The following is a 19962-nucleotide window of genomic DNA, read 5'->3' as shown; positions in this document are numbered from 1 at the left end:
TGCTCTAGGTTGAGAGTTGAAGATTGAAGCTCAGAGTTTTGGAGCCAGGAGCTGAGCTTGAGCAAAAAGCTAAAGATACTTGTGGATAGACGGTTGTAGTAAGAGGGCAATTATAATAAAGCGCCAGGACCTTAAGAGGATTTTTGATTTAAGGTCGACGAGGAAGAGGGTTATCGAACAATTCGGCGGATCCCTCTCGGTGGCTTGTCACCGTAAAGCTTGCTTAAAACCGAGGAGTAATTCTCGGGACAAAGAGAAAGCTGACAAGACAAGGGGTAAGTCTACTCAATTTGACCCCTTGCTTGAATTGCCTAAAATCTAAAGCAACAAGTCGTCCGTGCAGGGGCGACTTTATTTTTTTAGCGGAAGACCAGTCTAAATGAATCATCGAGGGACGTACGTAGTATACGTAAAGCAAGAACAGGGATTATAAGGATTAACGATTAGCGGCCAGCGCAATTATTTTGAAGGAGATGTTACAGATGTGTGGAATCGTAGGATATATTGGAAATAGAGTAGCCATTCCAATTTTGGTAGACGGCTTAAAGAAGCTTGAGTATCGGGGGTATGATTCCGCAGGCGTTGCCGTGCTGGATCATGAGGAAATTGTCATTTCTAAAAGCGTGGGTAAGTTAGTAGCTTTAGAAGAGGAACTTGGAGCAGTTTATTCCCAATCATTCATTGGGATCGGGCATACTCGTTGGGCGACTCATGGGCGACCTTCTCAAGCTAATGCTCATCCGCATAGCGACTGTGGTCAGGATTTTGTCGTGGTGCACAATGGAATTATTGAGAATTACCTAGAATTAAGGGAAAGACTCATTGAAAAGGGACATCGGTTTGTTTCAGAAACAGATACAGAAGTATTAGCTCATTTGGTGGAGGACTATTACGCAGGAGACCTTGAGGCGGCCGTCCGCGAAGTCTTGAAGACAATTCATGGATCCTATGCCATGGTTGTCCTAAGCCGCAAGGATCCCGATAAGTTGGTTGCCGCCCGTAAAGACAGTCCGATGGTAGTGGGCCTTGGAGACGGTGAGTTCTACGTGGCCAGTGATATAACCGCGATTTTAAACTATACGAGAAAAGTCTATATCTTAGATGACGGCGAGATGGTCGTCATAACAAAAGCTGGGGTTAAAGTCTCGGACTTCGAAGGAATTCCGCACACGAAGGACGTTTTTGACGTGAAGTGGGATGCCGTGGCTGCAGAAAAAGGCGGGTACGAGCATTTCATGCTCAAAGAAATTCACGAGCAGCCCCGTGCTTTGAAGGATACGATGTTGGGTCGTTTAGAAGAAGAAAGAGTCGTTCTTCAGGAAGTCGATCTGACCCTTGAAGAACTTGCGAAAATCAACAAGGTATATATTGTGGCTTGTGGTACTGCCTGGCATGCTGGATTAGTCGGCAAGACCTTGATTGAGCGCTGGGCACGTCTCCCGGTGGAAGTGGATATTGCCTCCGAGTTCCGTTATCGCTCCCCGCTGGTGGATGAGAATACCCTAGTCGTGGTGGTCAGCCAGTCTGGAGAAACAGCAGACACTTTAGCGGCACTGCGAGAAGCTAAAAACCGCGGAGCACGCGTGGTAGCCGTCACGAATGTCTTGGGCAGCACGGTATCCCGTGAAGCTCATGATGTAATCTTTACTTGGGCGGGCCCAGAGATCGCGGTCGCTTCTACGAAAGCCTATACCACTCAGCTGGAAGGAATGGTATTACTCGGACTCTATCTTGCTCAGGTCAAAGGAACCTTGCCTGCCAAAAAGATCGGGGAAATTATCTCCGCTTTGAAGAGAATTCCTGCCCAGGCTCAGGAGGTTCTGGATCAAGAAAGCCTGATCAAAGAGTTAGCAAAGTCCTTTGTTAATGTGGAAGATACTTTTTTCATCGGTCGCTCGTTAGACTGGGCCGTTGCCATGGAAGGCTCCCTGAAATTAAAGGAGATTTCCTATATTCATGCAGAAGCTTATGCCGCGGGAGAATTAAAACACGGCACTTTAGCACTGATCACAGAGCATACGCCGGTGATTGCTCTGGCAACTCAACGGGATGTGTACGATAAAACGATCTCCAATGTCAAAGAGGTCAAAGCTCGGGATGCTCGAGTGATCGGGCTGACCTATAAGGGCAACACCAACTTGGCGAAGTCCGTCGATCATGTGATCTACATTCCAGAAACCCTAGATGAGCTTGCTCCGATTTTGACAGTTATACCGCTGCAGCTTCTGTCTTACTATGTCTCCGTGGCTAGAGGGTGTGACGTCGATAAGCCAAGGAATTTGGCTAAGTCAGTTACGGTGGAGTAGGGGGTTGAGCTGTTAGTTGGTTTTTGTGAATTATAATTAATGTTGTCATATAATATAACAACGAATGTCACTAAATATATTAACGGATGTCATATTGGCATATCACAAATGCCAGAACTGTTTTAAGTTATAGCTCTGACACTACACTAATCCACAAATTCATCGAAAAACCCTAATATTCAGGTCTGAATATTAGGGTTTTTCTACGTTGCAGAACTATATGTGTTTAGTAATGTGCTTTTCCCCTGTTGAAGATTTAAATACCTAGAATAACTTATTATAATTTAAATTATATACATATAGTGGCAGTATTTCCTACAATTGTACAGAATATATTTATTATTAACTAAGATATTGAACATGAATGGACTTTTTCTAAATAGAGGGGTGAACAGAATTGAAGTTATCGGAATTTAAAATTGAGAACTTTCGCTCACACAAACTGACCGATTGGGTTAAAGTCCATGACCTAACTGCATTCATCGGGGAGAACGATGGTGGGAAGACTGCCAGTACCGACGCACTAAGATTACTCTTTTCTACTCCCAACAAGCCCGAAGAAGGAGATTATACTTGGGATACGGATGGCAATGGTCTTTGTCAATGCGATGAAATCATAATAGAAGCAAAGTTATTGCCTGTTAAAGAAAGCGAAAAAGAAATAGTAACGTCTGTGTTAGGGGAAATAAGTGAAGTGCATATTAAAAAAAAATGGAAAAAAGATGGAACTTCTATCTTTACGATAATTGGACAAGTTTCATCCATCCAAGAATTTCAATCTAATTGGAAAGGTAACGTAATAGGAGATTTAAAGAGTCTGGCCGAAAAATACCACATTGATTTAGTTGGTAAAAGTTTAAAGGCAGATATTGTAGGCAAGATTTCTGAGTGGGTTGATAGCCAGCCCAAAGCCACTGGCGAAATGGCAATGGTGACAGAAATTCAAAAATTACTGCCAAGAGTCGAGGTTTTTTCTTCATCAAAAGCTTTAGACCCTGAGAGAGTAGTTAATGACGTACTACGTAGCATCTGTAACACGGAAATTGCCAGTGACAAATATTATGGACAGATTACAGAAATTGAAGCAGGAATAACGGAAGTTTTATGCAGTAAGGTTGATGAACTCACACCGTATATTCAAACGTACTATACTGAAGTTGATTCTGTTATAATTGAGCCGCATTTTAGTATTTCTAGTGGACTCTCACCAGTAACACTGAAACTATTGGAAATGGGAGGAGCCCCTATTGAACTTCGTAAAAAGGGTGATGGAAAGAAAAGACAAGTCACGTTGGGAATTTATGAGTGGAGCACTAAGGCTCTGTCACAACGGGGTGACGCAGAACAAGATATTATTTTGATTCTGGATGAACCAGATACACATATGGACTATTCTAGTCAACGAAAGCTTTTTGATATCCTTTGTAGGTATGGACAAATTGACATACAAGTAATAATTTGTACTCATTCTATGAACTTAATTAACAGGATGCAGCTAAATAAGATTAACCATTTTAGGTTGAGCAGCATAGGTAGAACAATAATTGACTCATTAAACATGACTGACACTGAGACGGAAGATTTGTTTATCAACGAAATTGGGCTTGGTATAGGGCTGGATAATGGAACTATGTTCCACGAAAGGTGCTTTCTTATTGTAGAAGGTCCAACAGAAATGCATACCTTGCCACAGTTGTTCCGCTTAGTTTATGAACAGTCCATGCAATCAGCAGGGATAAAGTTAATCAACGGAGAAAACAATGCGGGGGCTAGAGCCTTTGCTAAGTTTCTAAATACTCATAATCGTAATGTTGTATTTCTATTAGATAATGATTGTAATACAGGCCCATCAAAGAGACTTTTTAACAGAGAAAATTTAGAGAGGGACGGCTTCAATGTTGATGAACAGGTATTCTTTATAGGTGTAAATGAGTTTGAAGATTCATTCTCTGACGAAGTCATAGCCTCCGTGGGAAATGTTTCTTTTACCAAAACAGAGGGAGTTTGGTGTAAACAGGATATTGTTACATTAAGGGAGACGGGAAATAAATTCTCAGAGGGATTATCAAGGTTATTCCGTGATACCAAGCCGAACATTGGTTATGCAATGGGGAGATTCATTGATAATAAGGACCAAATACCCGATAAAATTATTCAGATTTTTAATAGGACATATCAAGTGGCTAATAATGATTCGGAAGCGAGGCGAGATGTAGGATGAACCTTCAAGAAGCTGTAACTCAGTTCGTTGGGGCAATTCAAGATAAGAAATTGGTAAAAATAAGTTTCTATTCGAAAGAGGATGGGCTTACTATTATAAGAACCTGTGCTCCTATGGATTTCGGTCCGAGTAGAAGAGCTAAAATAAAGAACGATAGATTTCATGTATGGGATATTGACAGTGATGAGAAGCCACATATTCTTAGCCTTTCTCCAGAACAGATAGCAGAGATTGTTGTACTTGAAAATGAATTTAATCCTTCCAATATTGTAACTTGGGATACTAATAGGTCTCCTTGGTTGATAGAACGTGATTGGGGCGATGTTTCCTAATAGGTCGTGATTACTCATCTAGATGAATTTTGAAGTTTCATCCGACCATTTTCCCTTTAGAACTATTTCGACTGTCCAATGAAGGTGGACTTCTACACAATAATTCTAAAGATACTTAGTTAGGAGGGGTACTGTGGGAAATCAAAATGCAATAGCAATTGAGAGTTCTGTTAATGAGAGTCACGCGTATCAGGAAATTATTCTCAATAAGGCTTACCCATTGGAAGTTTTACGTGAAGCCATAAGTAACGCACACGATTATGGGGCAACTCGAATGTCAATAATTACTAAGGTTCAGACGATAAAAGGAAAACGTTGCCTCGTTATTACTTTTTGGGATGATGGTTCTGGAATGGATATTGAAGGGTTGAAGCGTTTTGCTGGGTTGGGCTTTTCGGAAAGTTATGAAAAGAAACAGTTAAATCCTGATAGTTCATTCGTTGGTGAGAAAGGACACGGAACATTATTATACTTTTGTAGCGATGAAGTTAGTGTCACCACTAAAAAAGATGGAAAAAGTTACTCAGTTTCATGGCTTAACCCTTGGGAAAAGGTTTGTGAGGGATTAAAACTGTCGGCGATTCCCGTGATTACAGATTGTTCCTCAAGTCTACATGAAACTACTATAAAAATAATTGGTTATGAAAACAACGATTCTTCGACATTTGCCCATCATAAGATGAAAGACTATATCCTATGGTTCACTAAGTTTGGTGCTAACGAAAATCAGTTCCAAGATATTCCGAAATCAACATTAACAACCATTAAGCTACAAGGTGTAGATAGGTCAGAGCCTGAACAATTCTTTTGGGGGCATCCATTCCCGCAAGAATCTAAAGACTTAGAAAAATTAATAACTGAGCATGGGTCAGACGCTCCAAAATACTACTGTCGCCGAATTATAAAAAGTGGGACATTACCTGATTTTCCTGAATATAAGTGGCATGCAGTTATTTCTTTGGAAGGTGATACAAAGAAAAGACAACATAATTGAGTATTTCGGGGTGAAAGAGCCGCTTTAGCGGAAAAAGAGAGCCGCCTTCACGCTCAAACTGAGCCACCTTCACGGAACAGAGAGCCACCAAAAAAGTCGATTTTCTCTGGGGTTAAACTTGACATGGGGCCCCACGGGATGTGCTTCAGTGGGTCGAGGGGTGTGGCTAAAAGGAAGACTGTCTTTTGGGTAAGCCCCACCCCCTTGATTTAGGGTAGCACATCCCTACCCATGTCAAGTTTTAATTTCGGGTCTGTAACAACGGCTTGAAACTAGGGCGGCTCCCTTGAGCGTGAGTCTGGCTCTTTTATTCCGTGATAATGGCTCTATTTCGCCGACACAGTGGTTCTCTCGGAGCGAAATATTCAACATAATCCGTATATAGGGAAAAAGAAAAAAGATGGACTGTACAATGTCCAGGATAGATATGGTCTGTGGTTGTGTAAAGATTTTGTCCCAATAATGCGTAAGAACGAATGGATTGTTACAAAGGGAAGTGAGTTTACAAGGTATCATGCATTCTTCAACTGTCAAGCTTTTAGGCTTACGGCCAACAGAGGTTCGGTAGATAGTACAGACTCAAAAGTTATGCAGAATATTGAAAGAGTTATTAGAATGTTAAAAACAGAAGTTGAAAGCGGTGAAGAATGGGGTCAATGGGATGACTTAGAAGGGCAGGCGTCAGGCGAAAAAACTAGAGACAGAGAGGCCAGTGATTGGAAACGTAGATTTGATAGAGTGAAAAGGAAAAAATACGCTGAATATAAAGGCATAAAGTTGTTACAGCCAACTCAAGAAGGAGGTGTTTTTGCTTTATTAACACAAACTTCAATGCTTGTACCTGATTTATATCCCTTTGAGATTATAGATTACGACACTCATACGGGAATTGACCTTATAGTAAGAACATTGGATAAAACTAAACTTGGTTCTAATTTTGACTACAGATATCTAGAATTGAAATATTCGCTTAAGGAAACATTTAACCATTGTTTTCAACATTTATACGGCATTATGTGTTGGCAGATAAGCGATGGCGTTCTTGATGGTCAACCTGTAAAAGATGCATTGGAAGATGAACGCCATTTGTACCATAGTAGCCAAGGTACTGGCGACACTCAGTATTTCCTGAAGAAAGATGATACCACCCCGCTTATACCTGTTTTTGTTCTTGAAAGGTACCTAAAAGATAAATTGGGTATTTCTTTTAATAAGCCCCGTAGTCTATAAGGAATATATCAAAAAGCAAACCGAATCTTTCGACGTGTCGCCATGAAGATAGGTACTCTTTGAGTTGAAATCTTATTTCAGTCTGGGATAGGGAAATGCTGTATTTTCACAAAAAGGCTGACGGTTTAATGCCATTAGACTTTTTTGTTGTTAAAAATTAATGTAAGCACTAGATGGTGAAAGCGGCTCCCCATCTCTTAGTCTAAGAGATGAGGGGCCGCATTATTATTAACATTCAATTCAATTATCAAGCTTTTTTAAAGCGTACTAATTGGAACATCTATCCTATCTCTTGCCATACAAACACCATTCTTAATAATATAACATTCTACAAAATGCTCTCCTCGAAAATGAGTCTCTTCGTGTTTAATTTCTTTCCCGTTGTCCTTTACTATCTGCCCTCTTAAATTATTTTTTTGTTCAGCAACTTCACCACAGTTTCTAACTTTCCAATACACTTGATATGGCGAGGGAACGGTATTACTGACAACAAAAAAATTTAGTTGTTTATTTGTTCTTAGGGGTTCAGACATTCTTAGCATGGTTTTTAGAAGATTCTCACGCCATCCAGCTTGAGTAACTTTACAATCAATACGTAAGACATATTTAAGTTCAACGGGAAACATATTTTCAATAAATTCTTCAGTCTCATCATAAGCATACCTTTGCTCTAAAGAAGAATAGGACGATTTTTCAAGAATCTGTGAATCTTCTATTAGCAAATCACTCCAATAATCGTGATTGAAAAATTGTTTCCATGCTTCTATAGCTTCATTTTCGGTACAAGAAGCCATAAATAAAGGAGATAGATTATTTATGTAGCTCGTCAATCTGTACTTAAGGTTGCTTATTTTTGTTTTATCTTTATCTGTTAAGATTAGACTTTGACCACTATCAACAGGTGTGGGCGCTCACTTTAATTGACATTAAAGTGAGCGTTTTTTCTTGCCTTCTTTGTCGTTTCTAGGAGATAATGATTGTCATGTGGCTAAATAGGCCACATGACAATCATTAAAAAAGGATAAAAGAAAGAGGAAACATCATCGGCCCGCCAGCCTCGTTTCCTCTTTCCCATTGGTTACTACCAATATGAGTTTACCTGAAGAAATCTGGACTGTCCAGTCTTATATTGAAGGCTTTATTGATGGTTGCCCAAATCACTTGCGTCCAAGGGTGTGTCCCCACTGCTTTGAGAAAGCGATGCTACATAAACATGGAAGTTTTAAACGAACAGTGTATACGTTATTAGAAGCGTTCATTATATCCATCTACCGGTTTAAATGTATCAAGTGTGGGAGAGCCACATCATTTCTTCCTAACTTTGTGATGGAACACCATCAGGTGGCATGGGAAGTTAAAGAAGAAGTGATCCGCCAACAGTTATCTGGGGTAGCTTTGGTAAAAATTGCGGAAGATCTAGTCACTTCGGCGGGGAGGTTTAGTGAGAAGACTCTTTGGCGCTGGAGCAAAGCGATCCATGATGAACTGAAAGACTCATCCTCCGAACAATGGCGGATTATCATAGAGAAGTTGCCCCATGTGGAAATCCCTGTTGGCCCGTCGAAACCAGCCCGAGAATGGTCCTGGTTGTTTAGGGCTTGGGAGCAAGTAAGATCGACAATACCAGGATTTATGACTATCGGACTTCTTACTTGGCTCTACCAGATTAAACGCTCAAGGGCGGTGACGGTTGGTTAGCTTGATCCCACAAAAGCTGTCCATAGAATGGCGAAACTTTTTCAGTCAGAATAGCGGTAGGGGCAACCCTAGCCTAACTTTATGTTTGAAGGAGTGAGAAACCATGGATTTTGCTACAGATGAACAGATGGCAGCGTTTCGTTACGGATTAATAGCACCGATTGTATCTCGTCAGACTCCGATGATTCCTGGAGGGCTGAAGCGTCAGCTTGCTCAAATTGCCGCGCTCAATTACACCATTCCAGGCAGCCACAAGACTCAGGTTAGTGTACGCACGCTTGAGCGCTTTATGGCAAACTACCGAAAAGAGGGGTGGGATGGGCTTAAACCTAAAAAACGTCCTCAGAAAAACGCCATAGCTTTACCGGCCCCCATCTTACAAAAGGCCATTGAGCTACGCCGTGAACGACCCGAGCGAAGTGTGGAGCAGATTATATACCTATTAGAACATAGCGGTTTAGCCTCGGAGGGAGTGCTTGCCCCAAGTACCTTATCCCGGCACTTGCGCAAGGCAGGTGTCAGCCGCCAGGAACTCTTGCAGGCTGTGGAATCATCGAGAGGGCATCGACGTTTCGAAGTGGAAGATGTTCATCTCATGTGGCAGGCGGATTTTCAACATACCCTTTATTTGCCGGACCCACAGAATCCTAAGAAACGTAAAAAAGCAATGTTATTCGCCATCATTGATGATTTTTCCAGGGCGATTGTCCACGGAGAATTCTACTGGGATGAGAAATTGCCTCGTTTAGAAGATGCCCTCAAAAAAGCGATCTTGCGCCACGGAGTGCCCTCTCAGTTCTACTGCGATAATGGGAGCGTTTTCTCTTCCCACCATTTGGTCCGGATCTGTGCCAAGTTAAACATTAAGCTTTCTCACTCGCGTCCGTACAAACCAATGGGCCGAGGAAAAATTGAGAGGTTCTTCAGATTTATTGATACAAGCTTCAGACCAGAGGCCCATGTACAGATTGGAAACGGTAGTCTTTCGACGTTGAAGCACTTAAATGAGGCCTTTACATCCTGGTTAGAAGGGTACTACCACTTACGTAAGCACGGTAGTACCGGTCAGTCTCCTATGGATAGGGCTGCAGGTATTAAACGGACTATGCGCCGGGTATCGATGATGGAACTGACCGAGATCTTCCTTTGGGAAGAAGCGCGAAAGGTGGATAAGGCCGGTTGTGTCAGCGTCTTTGGTAATCTCTTCGAGGTTCCGTCTCACCTTTCTAGTCAAACCGTCACGCTTCGCTTTGACCCCTACGAGCTAAGCGTAATGCAAGTATGGCATGAAGGAAACCGGCTACCCGATGCCCGACTTCTCGATTTAAATCGCAGTATCCATGAACGGGTCAAATCGAGATCCAAGGTCGAAAAACAGGAGGAAGCTCCAGCGACTGGGTTGAATTTTTTCAAAATGGCGGAGGAAAAACGCCGTAAGACATGGGCCCAAGAAGCCTTAAATTTCGGGCCAAAGCAGGAGGCTACCCATGACTGATCTGCCAAATGCCACCCATCTAATTCCGTTTTCTCGTTCTCCAATGAACGATATGTTCTTTGAGGTCGGTGCCTATGCTGAAGCTTTAGCTCGCTTACAGTTGATGGTTTCCAATTCTGGTTTAGGAGTGCTTACAGGAGAGGTTGGCAGTGGCAAATCGACCCTTGTCCGCCGTCTGGGTCTGACCTTAGACCCTGTTCGTTACCAAGTGATCTATCTCAGCCGTGCGGGGATGAAACCTCGGGATTTTTACTCGGAATTATTACGTGAGCTTGGGGAGGAGCCACTATTCTCTCTATTTAGGGCCAAACGTTTACTTGAACATGTTTTAACCGATCGGTTGATTCAAGGAAAGAAATTCTTAGTCTTGGTGATCGATGAAGCTCAGGATATTAGCCCGTCCATGCTCCTAGAGCTCCGGTTTGCTTTAAATCACCAGATGGATTCTGCGTCCTTGTTTTCCATCATCCTGGTAGGTCAGCCCGAGTTGAGACGAACCTTACGAATGAATAAGTATGAGGCCATTGCCCAGCGCATTCACCTTCAGTACCACCTGAATGGCCTTAACGCCCAAGAAACTGCAGCCTATATTCGACATCAAATGAAACATGCCAATCGTTCCACCCCTGTCTTTTCCGATAGTGCTTTAGCTCTAATCCACTCCGAGACGAAGGGCATACCTCGGCTAATTAACACTCTTTGTACTCATGCCCTCTATGAGGCAGATCGAAACGGGAGCGAGGTTGTGGAGGATGCTCAAATTGGGCGAATTTTAGCGGATGCTGAACGGCAACGTGGTAGTGCTATTTAGATAGTATCCACATTATCCCCAATATACACATGGATTGGCATGTGTATATTGGGGATTTTTCTTATCCACATTGACTGTCATTGCAGAGGAAAGTATTGGCGGTAGAATTCTACTGGTATTGGCGTATTGTCGGCACATTTCTTCTGCCATTGGCAGTGAGATGTACGCCGTCATGTGAGCTGAGAAGCGACAAACAGGATTATCAATTGTTTCATCGTAGAGTAATCTTTCCTTTGTACCTTTTATCGTTTCATAAAACGAAATATCTAACCGACTGTCATGTGTAAAAGCTTCTTCAACCAATACGGATAACATTAAACCTCCAGGCATTACCCATAAATTTCTAGATTTACAAAACATTTTAAGTAACCGAACAGTTTTCCTTAAACTCTGTCCATTGGCTTTTATTTTGCTTAAAAACCACTTTGTTATAGCCTTTGGGTCTCTTGTCCTCCATTCACTACCGCAATGCTCATATTCATAATCGTCGTTAGAGTTCATAAATCTTCGATATATGGCAAAATCAATATGGTACCCTGCTTGATAAATAACTCTAATGCAATTGGTTTTAAACTCAGGCTCAGTTTTAAACTGAGCACTCTTTTTTTTCAATGCATTAACAATAATATTTTTAACAGCAGTTGTTCCTTCTGGAAGATTATCTTTATCTAAGACTATTGCAACATCAATATCATAGTTTTTACTATCACTTTGCGTCACCGTAGACATTGCGAAACTTCCCTGCTCCAATGTCTCTACAATTTTATAACTTGTTCCTTTTTCTTCATTGTATTCTGCCAATCCTTCCTTTAACCTCTGAATGTTTATGTTTTTAAGCTCTCTTAATCGAGTTTGTTCTTTACTTGGAAGAACAACATGGTCTTTATAAAAAGTATTAAAATTTGAACTTAAATCATACATCAATAAATTTCCCCTTATTGTCTCCGTTTAATACTATCCCCCAAGGATACCTGACATCGGTATGAGTAGTATAGTGATAACTAATAATTTCACAAATTCTGGTATTGTCTAATCTTTTTCCAATTTCTAAAGCCAAGCAACTTTGTCCCGAATAAACTAAATGTATCCTCTTTAACTTTGGAAGAGTCTGTTTTATCTGTTTTTCAAGAGTGTTAAATATCGTATTCGTATAGTGATTTAGTTGGTTCTTAAATCTTATGGTATTATCTTTCGGGTGGTCTATTGATAGTCTGAATATCCCTAGATTATTAAATTGAACCAAATCGCTTTCAGGTATTTCCGTCGTAATTTCTATAGCTAAGACCGCTTCAGTTGCTAACAAATCAATATTATTAGGAATCGATTGGAATCTTAAAATGGGGTACTTTTTCCTTTTGTTTTCGGTTAACTTATAGTAAGTTTCAGTATCTATTTTGTCATATTCAAAATATTCATCTATTTTCTCCTTCCCAAGAAATGTTCCAGCAATAACAATAAATGGGATTGGGGCAATACCCGTATAGCCTCTTTGAAATATTTTACTATGTTTAAGGCCCTCTACCTTTTGTTTTATGTCCTCTATAATATCTTTTGAAGATATAGCAGTAATACCAGTCTTAAACATTCTTATAAAGTCAATGTCTCTTTCTTTAAAGTCAAAGGCACTTAGCCCTAAATCTTTACTATAATTTTCTATTCTCTTTTCTTCATAACCCATAATATTTAATATGTATAGTTTTTTTCTAGAATAATAGGTTAAGGCAATCCCTAATCCCAATAATATCAAACCAGTAATGAGTTGATTATAATTGGTTTGAGTTGCTTCAGAGATTATCGTGGTAGTATCCTGACTGGTCATGTTTTTACTTATAAGAGCTATTGCGGGTAGTATCTTATCTTGCATCGTGCCAAAAGAACTGATTGTCAACTCTAAACCTGCTGTAAACAAGATGCTCGATATTACTGCTTCTTTTTTACTCTCTAAGAAAATTCTAATTACAAAGAAAAGTATAAGGAATGAAGTTAATAAAATTATTGCTACCGATGTTTGAAAAACCATAACCATTTCCTTTCTTGTAAATATTTATACTATACTATAACACAAATAGAGCTAGAGTTGGATGAGCCTCTCGTCATCGTAATAATTCGCTTCTAATCCCACAATCCTTTATAGATTACAGCTACCTATGGGTTGCCTCGCCCACCATGCTTAATTAAGCATGGTTTATTAGTGGACCTATAACAACATTAAAGTAGCATTGTTAAAATTCTTTGAAAGAGGGCTTTTTAATAAATAGGAAGCTTTTCCTTCAAATTTGGCGAAGATAGAGGAAAAGACTGTAACTTTGAAGAATATAACTGTTTAACATAAATTAGGGGGACAAACATGGTTGACATTGAACGACTTAGAGAATTAGAAGCCCACTTGTGGGGGGCAGCAAATATTTTACGTGGCTCAATTGACTCATCTGATTTCAAACATTACATATTCGGCCTGCTTTTCTATAAACGGCTAAGTGACGTATGGGAAGAAGAATACGAAGCTGTTAAAGCTAAATACGGGGAAGAGGTTGCATCTGACCCAAGTGAGCACAGATTTCATATCCCGAAAGGATATTTCTGGAGAGATGTCCGCAAGGTCTCATCTGACATCGGTGAATACTTAAACAAGGCGTTCATGGCTATTGAGGATAATAACACAAAGCTAGCGGGGATTTTTAATAGCATTGATTTTAACCAAAAGGAACGATTCTCCGATGCCATTTTAGAGAGGCTACTTGTCCATTTCGATAAACTCAATTTAAGAAACTCTGAAGTTGCGTCCGATGTACTGGGGCAGGCTTATGAGTATTTAATTGCTCAGTTTGCAGATGACGCGGGTAAAAAAGGCGGAGAATTTTTTACACCTAAAATGGTCGTTAGACTTATTGTAGAGCTAATTCAACCCGAGGAACAGAATTCGGTCTATGACCCTGCCTGCGGTTCGGGCGGTATGCTATTAGAGAGCTACAAATACTTAGCAGAACATGGTAAAAACCCTAAAAATGTAACCCTATATGGACAAGAGAAAAACCTAAACACATGGTCCATTTGTAAGATGAACCTGTTTCTGCATGATATTGAGGATGCCTTTATTGAACGTGGCGACACTCTGATTGACCCTAAACATCTGATTAGTTTGGGTAGAAGCAGTGCGGAAACCCTTAGAACTTTTGACAGGGTGATTGCAAATCCACCCTTCTCATTAAAAGAATGGGGTCACGAGCTGTGGAAAGACGGCGATAAGTATAACAGGGATGTTTATGGCGTTCCACCGAAATCCTACGGCGATTTAGCTTTTGTACAGCACATGATAGCATCACTAAATGACAAAGGGAAAATGGGAGTAGTTCTTCCTCACGGCGTTCTTTTTAGAGACGGTGCCGAAGGCAAAATTCGCCAAGGAATGGTTGAAGACGATATTATTGAGGCAGTTGTAGGGTTGCCATCAAACTTGTTCTACGGTACGGGTATTCCCGCCTGTATCATGGTAATTAACAAAGACAAGTCCAGGGAAAGACAAAGCAAAATCCTATTTATTGATGGAAGCAAAGACTACCTTCAGTCCAAAAACCAAAATTTCCTGCGTGATGAGGATATCGAGAAGATTATTGCCGCCTTCGCAAGTGACGATAATGTTGATGGATATAATAATTTTGTTAGCTTGGAAGAAGTAAAGAAAAACGACTATAACCTTAACATTAAACGCTACGTGGACTCGGGAACAGAGGAAGAAATTATTGATGTTGCGTCGGAGATTCAGAAACTTCGGGTATTGGAGCAGGATTACGCGTATATCGAAGCTAGGGTTACGGAGTTTATGAAGCAACTAGGGTATGAGGAGTAGACTTTTAAATGATTACAGTTGATAAAAAAGCAATAATACAATCTGTTGATATATTGCCCAAGGACTGGAAAGTTGAGAAATTAGGAGAGGCGCTAGTTAGAATTGCTGGAGGGGGTACTCCTTCCAAAGAGATACAGTCCTTTTGGGGTGGAGAAATACCTTGGGCTAGCGTCAAAGATATGGGTAAAGAATTATTCAAGGGTGATACCTTAGAATATATAACAGAAGATGGTCGTAAGAACAGCTCAACAAACTTGATAAATCCCTTTACGGTTATTATAGCAACTAGGATGGGTCTAGGAAGGGCGTTTATTAACACTGTACCAATGGCTATTAACCAGGACCTTAAGGCTTTATTCCCGAAAAGTTATTTAGATACGAAATATTTACTTTATTGGTACCTATCGAAAGGTAGTCAAATTATATCTATGGGAAGTGGCTCAACAGTAAAAGGTATTCGATTGGGTGAACTAAAAGGCTTAGAGATATTTCTTCCTCCTCTTTCCGAACAAAGACAAATCGCCACAATCCTCACTATCGTTGACGAAGGCATTTCCAAAACCGACGAAATTATTGAGCAGACCAAGAAAGTAAAAAAGGGCTTGATGCTAGAGTTACTGACGAAGGGCATAGGTCATACGGAGTTTAAGAAGACTGAGTTGGGAGAAATTCCTGTCGGATGGGATGTCAAGAAACTCGATGATGTCGTTAAATTTGAAGGCGGGTCTCAGCCACCGCTGAAGACATTTGTATTTGAACCAATGGATGGGTACATAAGATTAATTCAGATACGAGATTTCAAGGATGATAAACATGTAACATATATCCCGAATGGTTTAGCCAGAAAATTCTGTAAAAAGGACGATGTAATGATTGGTCGCTATGGGCCACCCATATTTCAAATATTAACTGGTTTAGAGGGCGCATATAATGTAGCTTTAATTAAGGCAATTCCAACTGAGTTAATGATTAAAAAATATTTATATTACTTCTTAAAGCAGGAAAATTTATTTAGACTTATAGAGCATCTTTCTCAAAGAACATCTGGGCAGACAGGTATCGACATGGAATTTCTAAGAAGCTATGGACTCCCTTTACCACCTCTTAAAGAACAGATACATATTGTTGAGGTACTCACAGCAGTCGATAGGAAATTAGAAGTGCTTGGTAAACGCAAATCCCAGTTAGAACAAACCAAACGAGGTCTAATGCAAGACCTCCTTACAGGCAGAGTGAGAGTAAAGGTTTAGGTGATGGTTTCATGGCTCCAGCATCAAAATATAACGAGGAATCTTTAGTTGAGCGTCCAGTGATTGAATATCTGTTATCACTTGGCTATAGCTATTTGCCCGTTAATGAACACCAACTTTATCGAGAGGATGAATTTGCCGTTGTTCTGAAGGAAATCTTTATCCGTAAAGTCAAGGAGCTTAACTCCCTCAACGATGCCAACGCCTCGAAAATGCACATGGATTTACTTCGACTCACTGACAACGAGGAGTGTATCAACAAGCTCAGGGGCAACTATTCCATGACAGTAGGCGGAAAGAAGCATAGGCAAACCATAAAGTTTTTTGACTTTGATAACCCTAACAATAACGAGTTCACAGTCCTAAACCAGTTCAAAGTAAAAGGTCTTACTAATCGCAAGCCAGACATAGTTATCTTCGTAAACGGGATTCCTCTCGTAGTCATCGAGTGCAAAAGCCCAATTGCTAATCAAGATATCTACAGCGGCATCCATCAGATTCATACATACGAAAAGCAAATCCCGAAACTATTTGTGCCAAACATTTTCAACATTTCCACTGACGGCAAAGAGTTGTTATATGGAGCTACTGGGACCCCTGCTAAATACTACCTAGAGTGGAAAGACCCTTGGCCACACAAGGTTTCTGAGTTTGCCGATAGAGTTTCTCTAGGGATATTTTCCTTGTTGCAACCTAAACGTCTACTGGATATTCTACGGCATTTTATTATCTTTGAGGTGCGGGACAATGTTAAGACGAAGAAGATTTGCCGCTATCAGCAGTATAGAGCAACCAATAAAATCGTGCAGAGGGTTGTTGAGAGCAAGTTAAAGCGTGGACTAATATGGCATACGCAAGGTTCAGGAAAATCCTTAACTATGGTATTTACTGCCATGAAGCTTAAACTAACTAAATCGCTAAATAATCCAAACATTCTGCTGCTTACAGACAGGACTGACCTTGACGACCAAATTTCTGGAACCTTCCTTGCTACAGGATTCCGAAACCCTAAACAGGTTAATTCAATTAGGGAGCTAAAACAGGAGTTAAACCTAAACTCTCACGGGCAGACACTGATGTCCACTATACATAAATTCCAGGAGTTCGATGACTCTGAGGTTGTAGACAACAGCCAAAACTTTATTATCTTTGTGGACGAGGCTCACCGCACACAAGAAGGCGACTTAGGGGCTAAGTTTCGTAGGGCTTTGCCAGATGCTTTCTATTTTGGCTTTACAGGAACTCCGATAAAAAAGACTGATAGAAATACCTACATAAACTTTGGAGTTGCGGGAGAGGACTACTTAGACCGCTACGCCATGGAGGATGCCGAAGCAGATGGTGTAACCGTTCCAATTTTCTACGAGAGCAAGATGGTCAAGTGGCACATGGAAGGCGCGAAGTTAGACATCCTTTTTGACCAATGGTTCAAGGACCTGCCCGATGACAAACGAGAACAACTCAAGCAAAAGCAGTGTAATGTAGGTACTTTGGTCAAGGCAAAATCGAGAATCGAGCTATTAGCTTATGATATTGCAACCCATTTTAAGACCCATGTTGAGCCCGATGGTTACAAGGCACAGCTGGTAGCCTTCGACCGTGAAACAATAGTTCTTTACAAAAGGGAATTGGACAAGTATTTCAAGGCAAAGGTTGCAAATGGGCTAGATGAGGTCGAATGTGTCTATTCCGCAAGTCAACATGATGAGGGCGATTTAGTTATTTATTATGCGGACGAGAAGAAAGAAAAGGATATTAAGAACCACTTCAAACGCAAAGACGGTGTGGTGAAAATAGTAATAGTCTGCGACAAACTGCTTACAGGTTTTGACGCGCCAATTGAACAAGCCATGTATCTTGATTCACCCCTAAAGGAACACAATTTGCTTCAGGCTATAGCCCGTACTAACAGGGCTTATGAAAACAAGGTCAATGGTCTAATTGTTGACTACTTTGGGATATCGGAACATTTATCTGAAGCTTTAGCATCGTATCGCAAAAAAGATGTTCAGAATGCAATGAGGGATATCAAAGAATTAAAGCAACTTCTCAAACATGCCAATGCTGAACTTATGGCCATGTTTAGGAGCGTTAAGCGGCATAGTGACCCGAAAGAGGATATTACTAGTGCCATGACGGTTATTGACACCGAGGATAAATGGTATATCTTTAAGAAAAGGCTCAAAACCTTCTCCACCCTCTACAATTCCATATCACCCGACCCATATGTCTTGAATTTTAGCGAGGATTTAAAGTGGGCTGCTGTGATTCTTTCCTACGGTATGCTTAAATTTGAATCCAAGGAACACTTCGATTTCAAGGAGTATGGGGAGAAGGTTCGAAATCTAGTCAATGAGCATCTAGTGGCTAAGGGTATTGTAAACCTGGTTAAGCTAAAGAACCTGTCTGACCCTGACTTTTTCAAAGAGGAAATTGCACCTTACGGTGATTCCGCGGCACTAAAGAAGGCCGAGAGTATCCGAAAAACTCTCCGCATTAAATTGAAGGAAAATCCTATAGCCTATCATCAATTCAGCGAGATGCTGGAGAAGCTCATTGAAGACTATAACGCGGGACGCATCCAGACTGCGGAGGTACTCAAAAAGTATGATGAATTGGCAAGGAAAATTAATGACCAACAAAATGACGAGGAAAAAGATTCCTTCGGAAAGAACATCAATTCGTTCCTCAAGCTTTTAAAGTTATATGTTCCGAAAGACAGCCAAGTCAATAAGGCTGATTTAAAGGAAAAGGCTGAGGAGATTCACGAGATTTTTGAAACTAATGAGAACGCCTGTTTTGAGTGGCAGAAAAAAGAAGGCTCTATCAGGGAGCTGACTAAGTTAGTTAAGCGCTCAGTCATTGGTTTAGTGCAGGACCGCGACCAATTTGCTCAAAAAGTCATTGAATACTCAAAAGTAAATTACTACAAAGGATGACAGCATGCTAAATCTAGAAATTGGTTCAACGATAATTCCCTATTCAATTAGAAAAAGTACCAGAGCCAAACACGTTAGTATAACTGTCGGTATTGATGGGGTAAAGGTTGTTGCTCCTGTAGGTGTTGGTGATGACAGAATTATTCCAGTGGTTGAAGAAAAGCGGGAATGGATTTTCAATAAGGTAGAGGGCCTTAAACTTAAAAATGAGCACATACAAGCGAAACGGGAGCTAGTTAGCGGGGTAAAGCTACCGTTCAGAGGAAAGGATTTCACCCTTAGGGTGTTAGAGTACGATGGCCGCTACACACGGGTAACTTTTGAGGGTGAACGGTTTGTGGTCTACATTAACAAAAACCTGCCATTAGACAAACGCCAGGGAGAAATCCACAAAGCGTTAGAACGTTGGTATGTAGTTCAGGCTAAGGAATTTTTTCATAGTAGACTTACGGTTTATAAAGATAGATTAGGTTTGGATTTTAATCAAGTGAGACTTAAGAACCAGAAAACTAGGTGGGGAAGTTGCTCAAGAAAAGGTAACTTAAATTTGAATTGGAGACTTGTGATGGCCCCGACGTTTATTGTGGATTATGTAGTTGTTCATGAACTATGTCATCTAAAAATTATGAACCACTCTGAAGAGTTCTGGCAATTGGTTGAAAGCATCATTCCTGATTACAAGGATAGGAAACGGTGGCTGAAACAACACGGGATTGAGCTTAGGTTATGATAGCTTTTGGTAGACCGAAAACAAGATACCACGTTAATCTGTTTAGCTTTAAGAAATATGTTATGTGACCTAAGAAAAAATAATTGACTCTGCCACCGCTACCTGAGTG

Annotated in this window: 15 protein-coding genes; 12 read left to right on the top strand and 3 right to left on the bottom strand. The window is 40.7% G+C overall.

From position 1 onward, the window contains the following. The first annotated feature begins 482 nt into the window (after positions 1-482). The 5 genes from glmS to ACYQ3Q_RS07925 all read left to right on the top strand — a co-directional run bounded on the left by glmS (position 483) and on the right by ACYQ3Q_RS07925 (position 7083). Positions 483-2306 carry a glutamine--fructose-6-phosphate transaminase (isomerizing) gene (gene glmS, locus ACYQ3Q_RS07945; RefSeq protein WP_459928067.1) on the top strand — a complete coding sequence of 608 codons (1824 nt, stop codon included), beginning with the start codon at positions 483-485 and terminating at the stop codon, positions 2304-2306. A 397-nt stretch (positions 2307-2703) separates the two neighbouring features. After that, positions 2704-4527 carry an ATP-dependent nuclease gene (locus ACYQ3Q_RS07940; protein ID WP_459928066.1) on the top strand — a complete coding sequence of 608 codons (1824 nt, stop codon included), beginning with the start codon at positions 2704-2706 and terminating at the stop codon, positions 4525-4527. Further along, positions 4524-4859, top strand: a complete 336-nt coding sequence (locus ACYQ3Q_RS07935; protein ID WP_459928065.1) for a hypothetical protein — start codon at positions 4524-4526, stop codon at positions 4857-4859. The genes ACYQ3Q_RS07940 and ACYQ3Q_RS07935 overlap by 4 nt, the downstream gene beginning before the upstream one ends. Positions 4860-4992: 133 nt before the next feature. After that, positions 4993-5853, top strand: coding sequence for an ATP-binding protein (locus ACYQ3Q_RS07930; RefSeq protein ID WP_459928064.1), 861 nt, complete (start codon positions 4993-4995; stop codon positions 5851-5853). Between the two features lie 462 nt (positions 5854-6315). Continuing rightward, the gene (locus ACYQ3Q_RS07925; protein WP_459928063.1) at positions 6316-7083 is read left to right on the top strand and encodes a hypothetical protein; all 768 of its coding nucleotides are present in this window, start codon (positions 6316-6318) and stop codon (positions 7081-7083) included. Between the two features lie 257 nt (positions 7084-7340). Here the strand turns inward: ACYQ3Q_RS07925 and ACYQ3Q_RS07920 are convergent, their stop codons facing one another. After that, positions 7341-7877 carry a nucleotide-binding domain-containing protein gene (locus ACYQ3Q_RS07920; RefSeq protein ID WP_459928062.1) on the bottom strand — a complete coding sequence of 179 codons (537 nt, stop codon included), beginning with the start codon at positions 7875-7877 and terminating at the stop codon, positions 7341-7343. 295 nt (positions 7878-8172) lie between these two features. Between ACYQ3Q_RS07920 and ACYQ3Q_RS07915 the strand changes: the two genes are divergently transcribed. The 3 genes from ACYQ3Q_RS07915 (at position 8173) to ACYQ3Q_RS07905 (ending at position 11087) form a co-directional block, all read left to right on the top strand. After that, positions 8173-8781, top strand: coding sequence for a DUF6431 domain-containing protein (locus ACYQ3Q_RS07915; RefSeq protein ID WP_459928061.1), 609 nt, complete (start codon positions 8173-8175; stop codon positions 8779-8781). 103 nt (positions 8782-8884) lie between these two features. Continuing rightward, positions 8885-10276, top strand: a complete 1392-nt coding sequence (locus ACYQ3Q_RS07910) for a DDE-type integrase/transposase/recombinase (RefSeq protein ID WP_459928060.1) — start codon at positions 8885-8887, stop codon at positions 10274-10276. After that, positions 10269-11087: an ExeA family protein gene (locus tag ACYQ3Q_RS07905; protein ID WP_459928059.1), complete on the top strand. Its 819-nt coding sequence runs from the start codon at positions 10269-10271 to the stop codon at positions 11085-11087. The genes ACYQ3Q_RS07910 and ACYQ3Q_RS07905 overlap by 8 nt, the downstream gene beginning before the upstream one ends. A gap of 12 nt (positions 11088-11099) precedes the next feature. Here the strand turns inward: ACYQ3Q_RS07905 and ACYQ3Q_RS07900 are convergent, their stop codons facing one another. Further along, positions 11100-12008 carry a cyclic GMP-AMP synthase DncV-like nucleotidyltransferase gene (locus ACYQ3Q_RS07900; RefSeq protein ID WP_459928058.1) on the bottom strand — a complete coding sequence of 303 codons (909 nt, stop codon included), beginning with the start codon at positions 12006-12008 and terminating at the stop codon, positions 11100-11102. After that, positions 12001-13107, bottom strand: coding sequence for an SAVED domain-containing protein (locus tag ACYQ3Q_RS07895; RefSeq protein ID WP_459928057.1), 1107 nt, complete (start codon positions 13105-13107; stop codon positions 12001-12003). The genes ACYQ3Q_RS07900 and ACYQ3Q_RS07895 overlap by 8 nt, the downstream gene beginning before the upstream one ends. A 327-nt stretch (positions 13108-13434) precedes the next feature. On the opposite strand from ACYQ3Q_RS07895, the gene ACYQ3Q_RS07890 reads away from it, so the two are divergent. Genes ACYQ3Q_RS07890 through ACYQ3Q_RS07875 form a run of 4 tightly spaced genes read left to right on the top strand, consistent with a single transcriptional unit; the run spans position 13435 to position 19853 of the window. Then, a complete protein-coding gene (locus tag ACYQ3Q_RS07890; protein WP_459928056.1) occupies positions 13435-14934 on the top strand; it encodes a type I restriction-modification system subunit M in 1500 nt (499 codons plus the stop codon). Positions 14935-14942: 8 nt separating this feature from the next. Further along, entirely contained in the window at positions 14943-16184 is a 1242-nt protein-coding gene (locus ACYQ3Q_RS07885; protein ID WP_459928055.1) for a restriction endonuclease subunit S, read from the top strand. Positions 16185-16195: 11 nt separating this feature from the next. After that, on the top strand, positions 16196-19123 hold the full coding sequence (locus tag ACYQ3Q_RS07880; protein WP_459928054.1) for a type I restriction endonuclease subunit R: 2928 nt from the start codon (positions 16196-16198) through the stop codon (positions 19121-19123). A gap of 4 nt (positions 19124-19127) precedes the next feature. Continuing rightward, on the top strand, positions 19128-19853 hold the full coding sequence (locus tag ACYQ3Q_RS07875) for a M48 family metallopeptidase (protein WP_459928053.1): 726 nt from the start codon (positions 19128-19130) through the stop codon (positions 19851-19853). The last annotated feature ends 109 nt before the right edge of the window (positions 19854-19962 follow it).

It is taken from the genome of Desulfosporosinus burensis (assembly GCF_054657535.1).
Note: the sequence above shows the minus strand (reverse complement) of the source record. Positions and strands in the feature narration are given on the sequence as shown.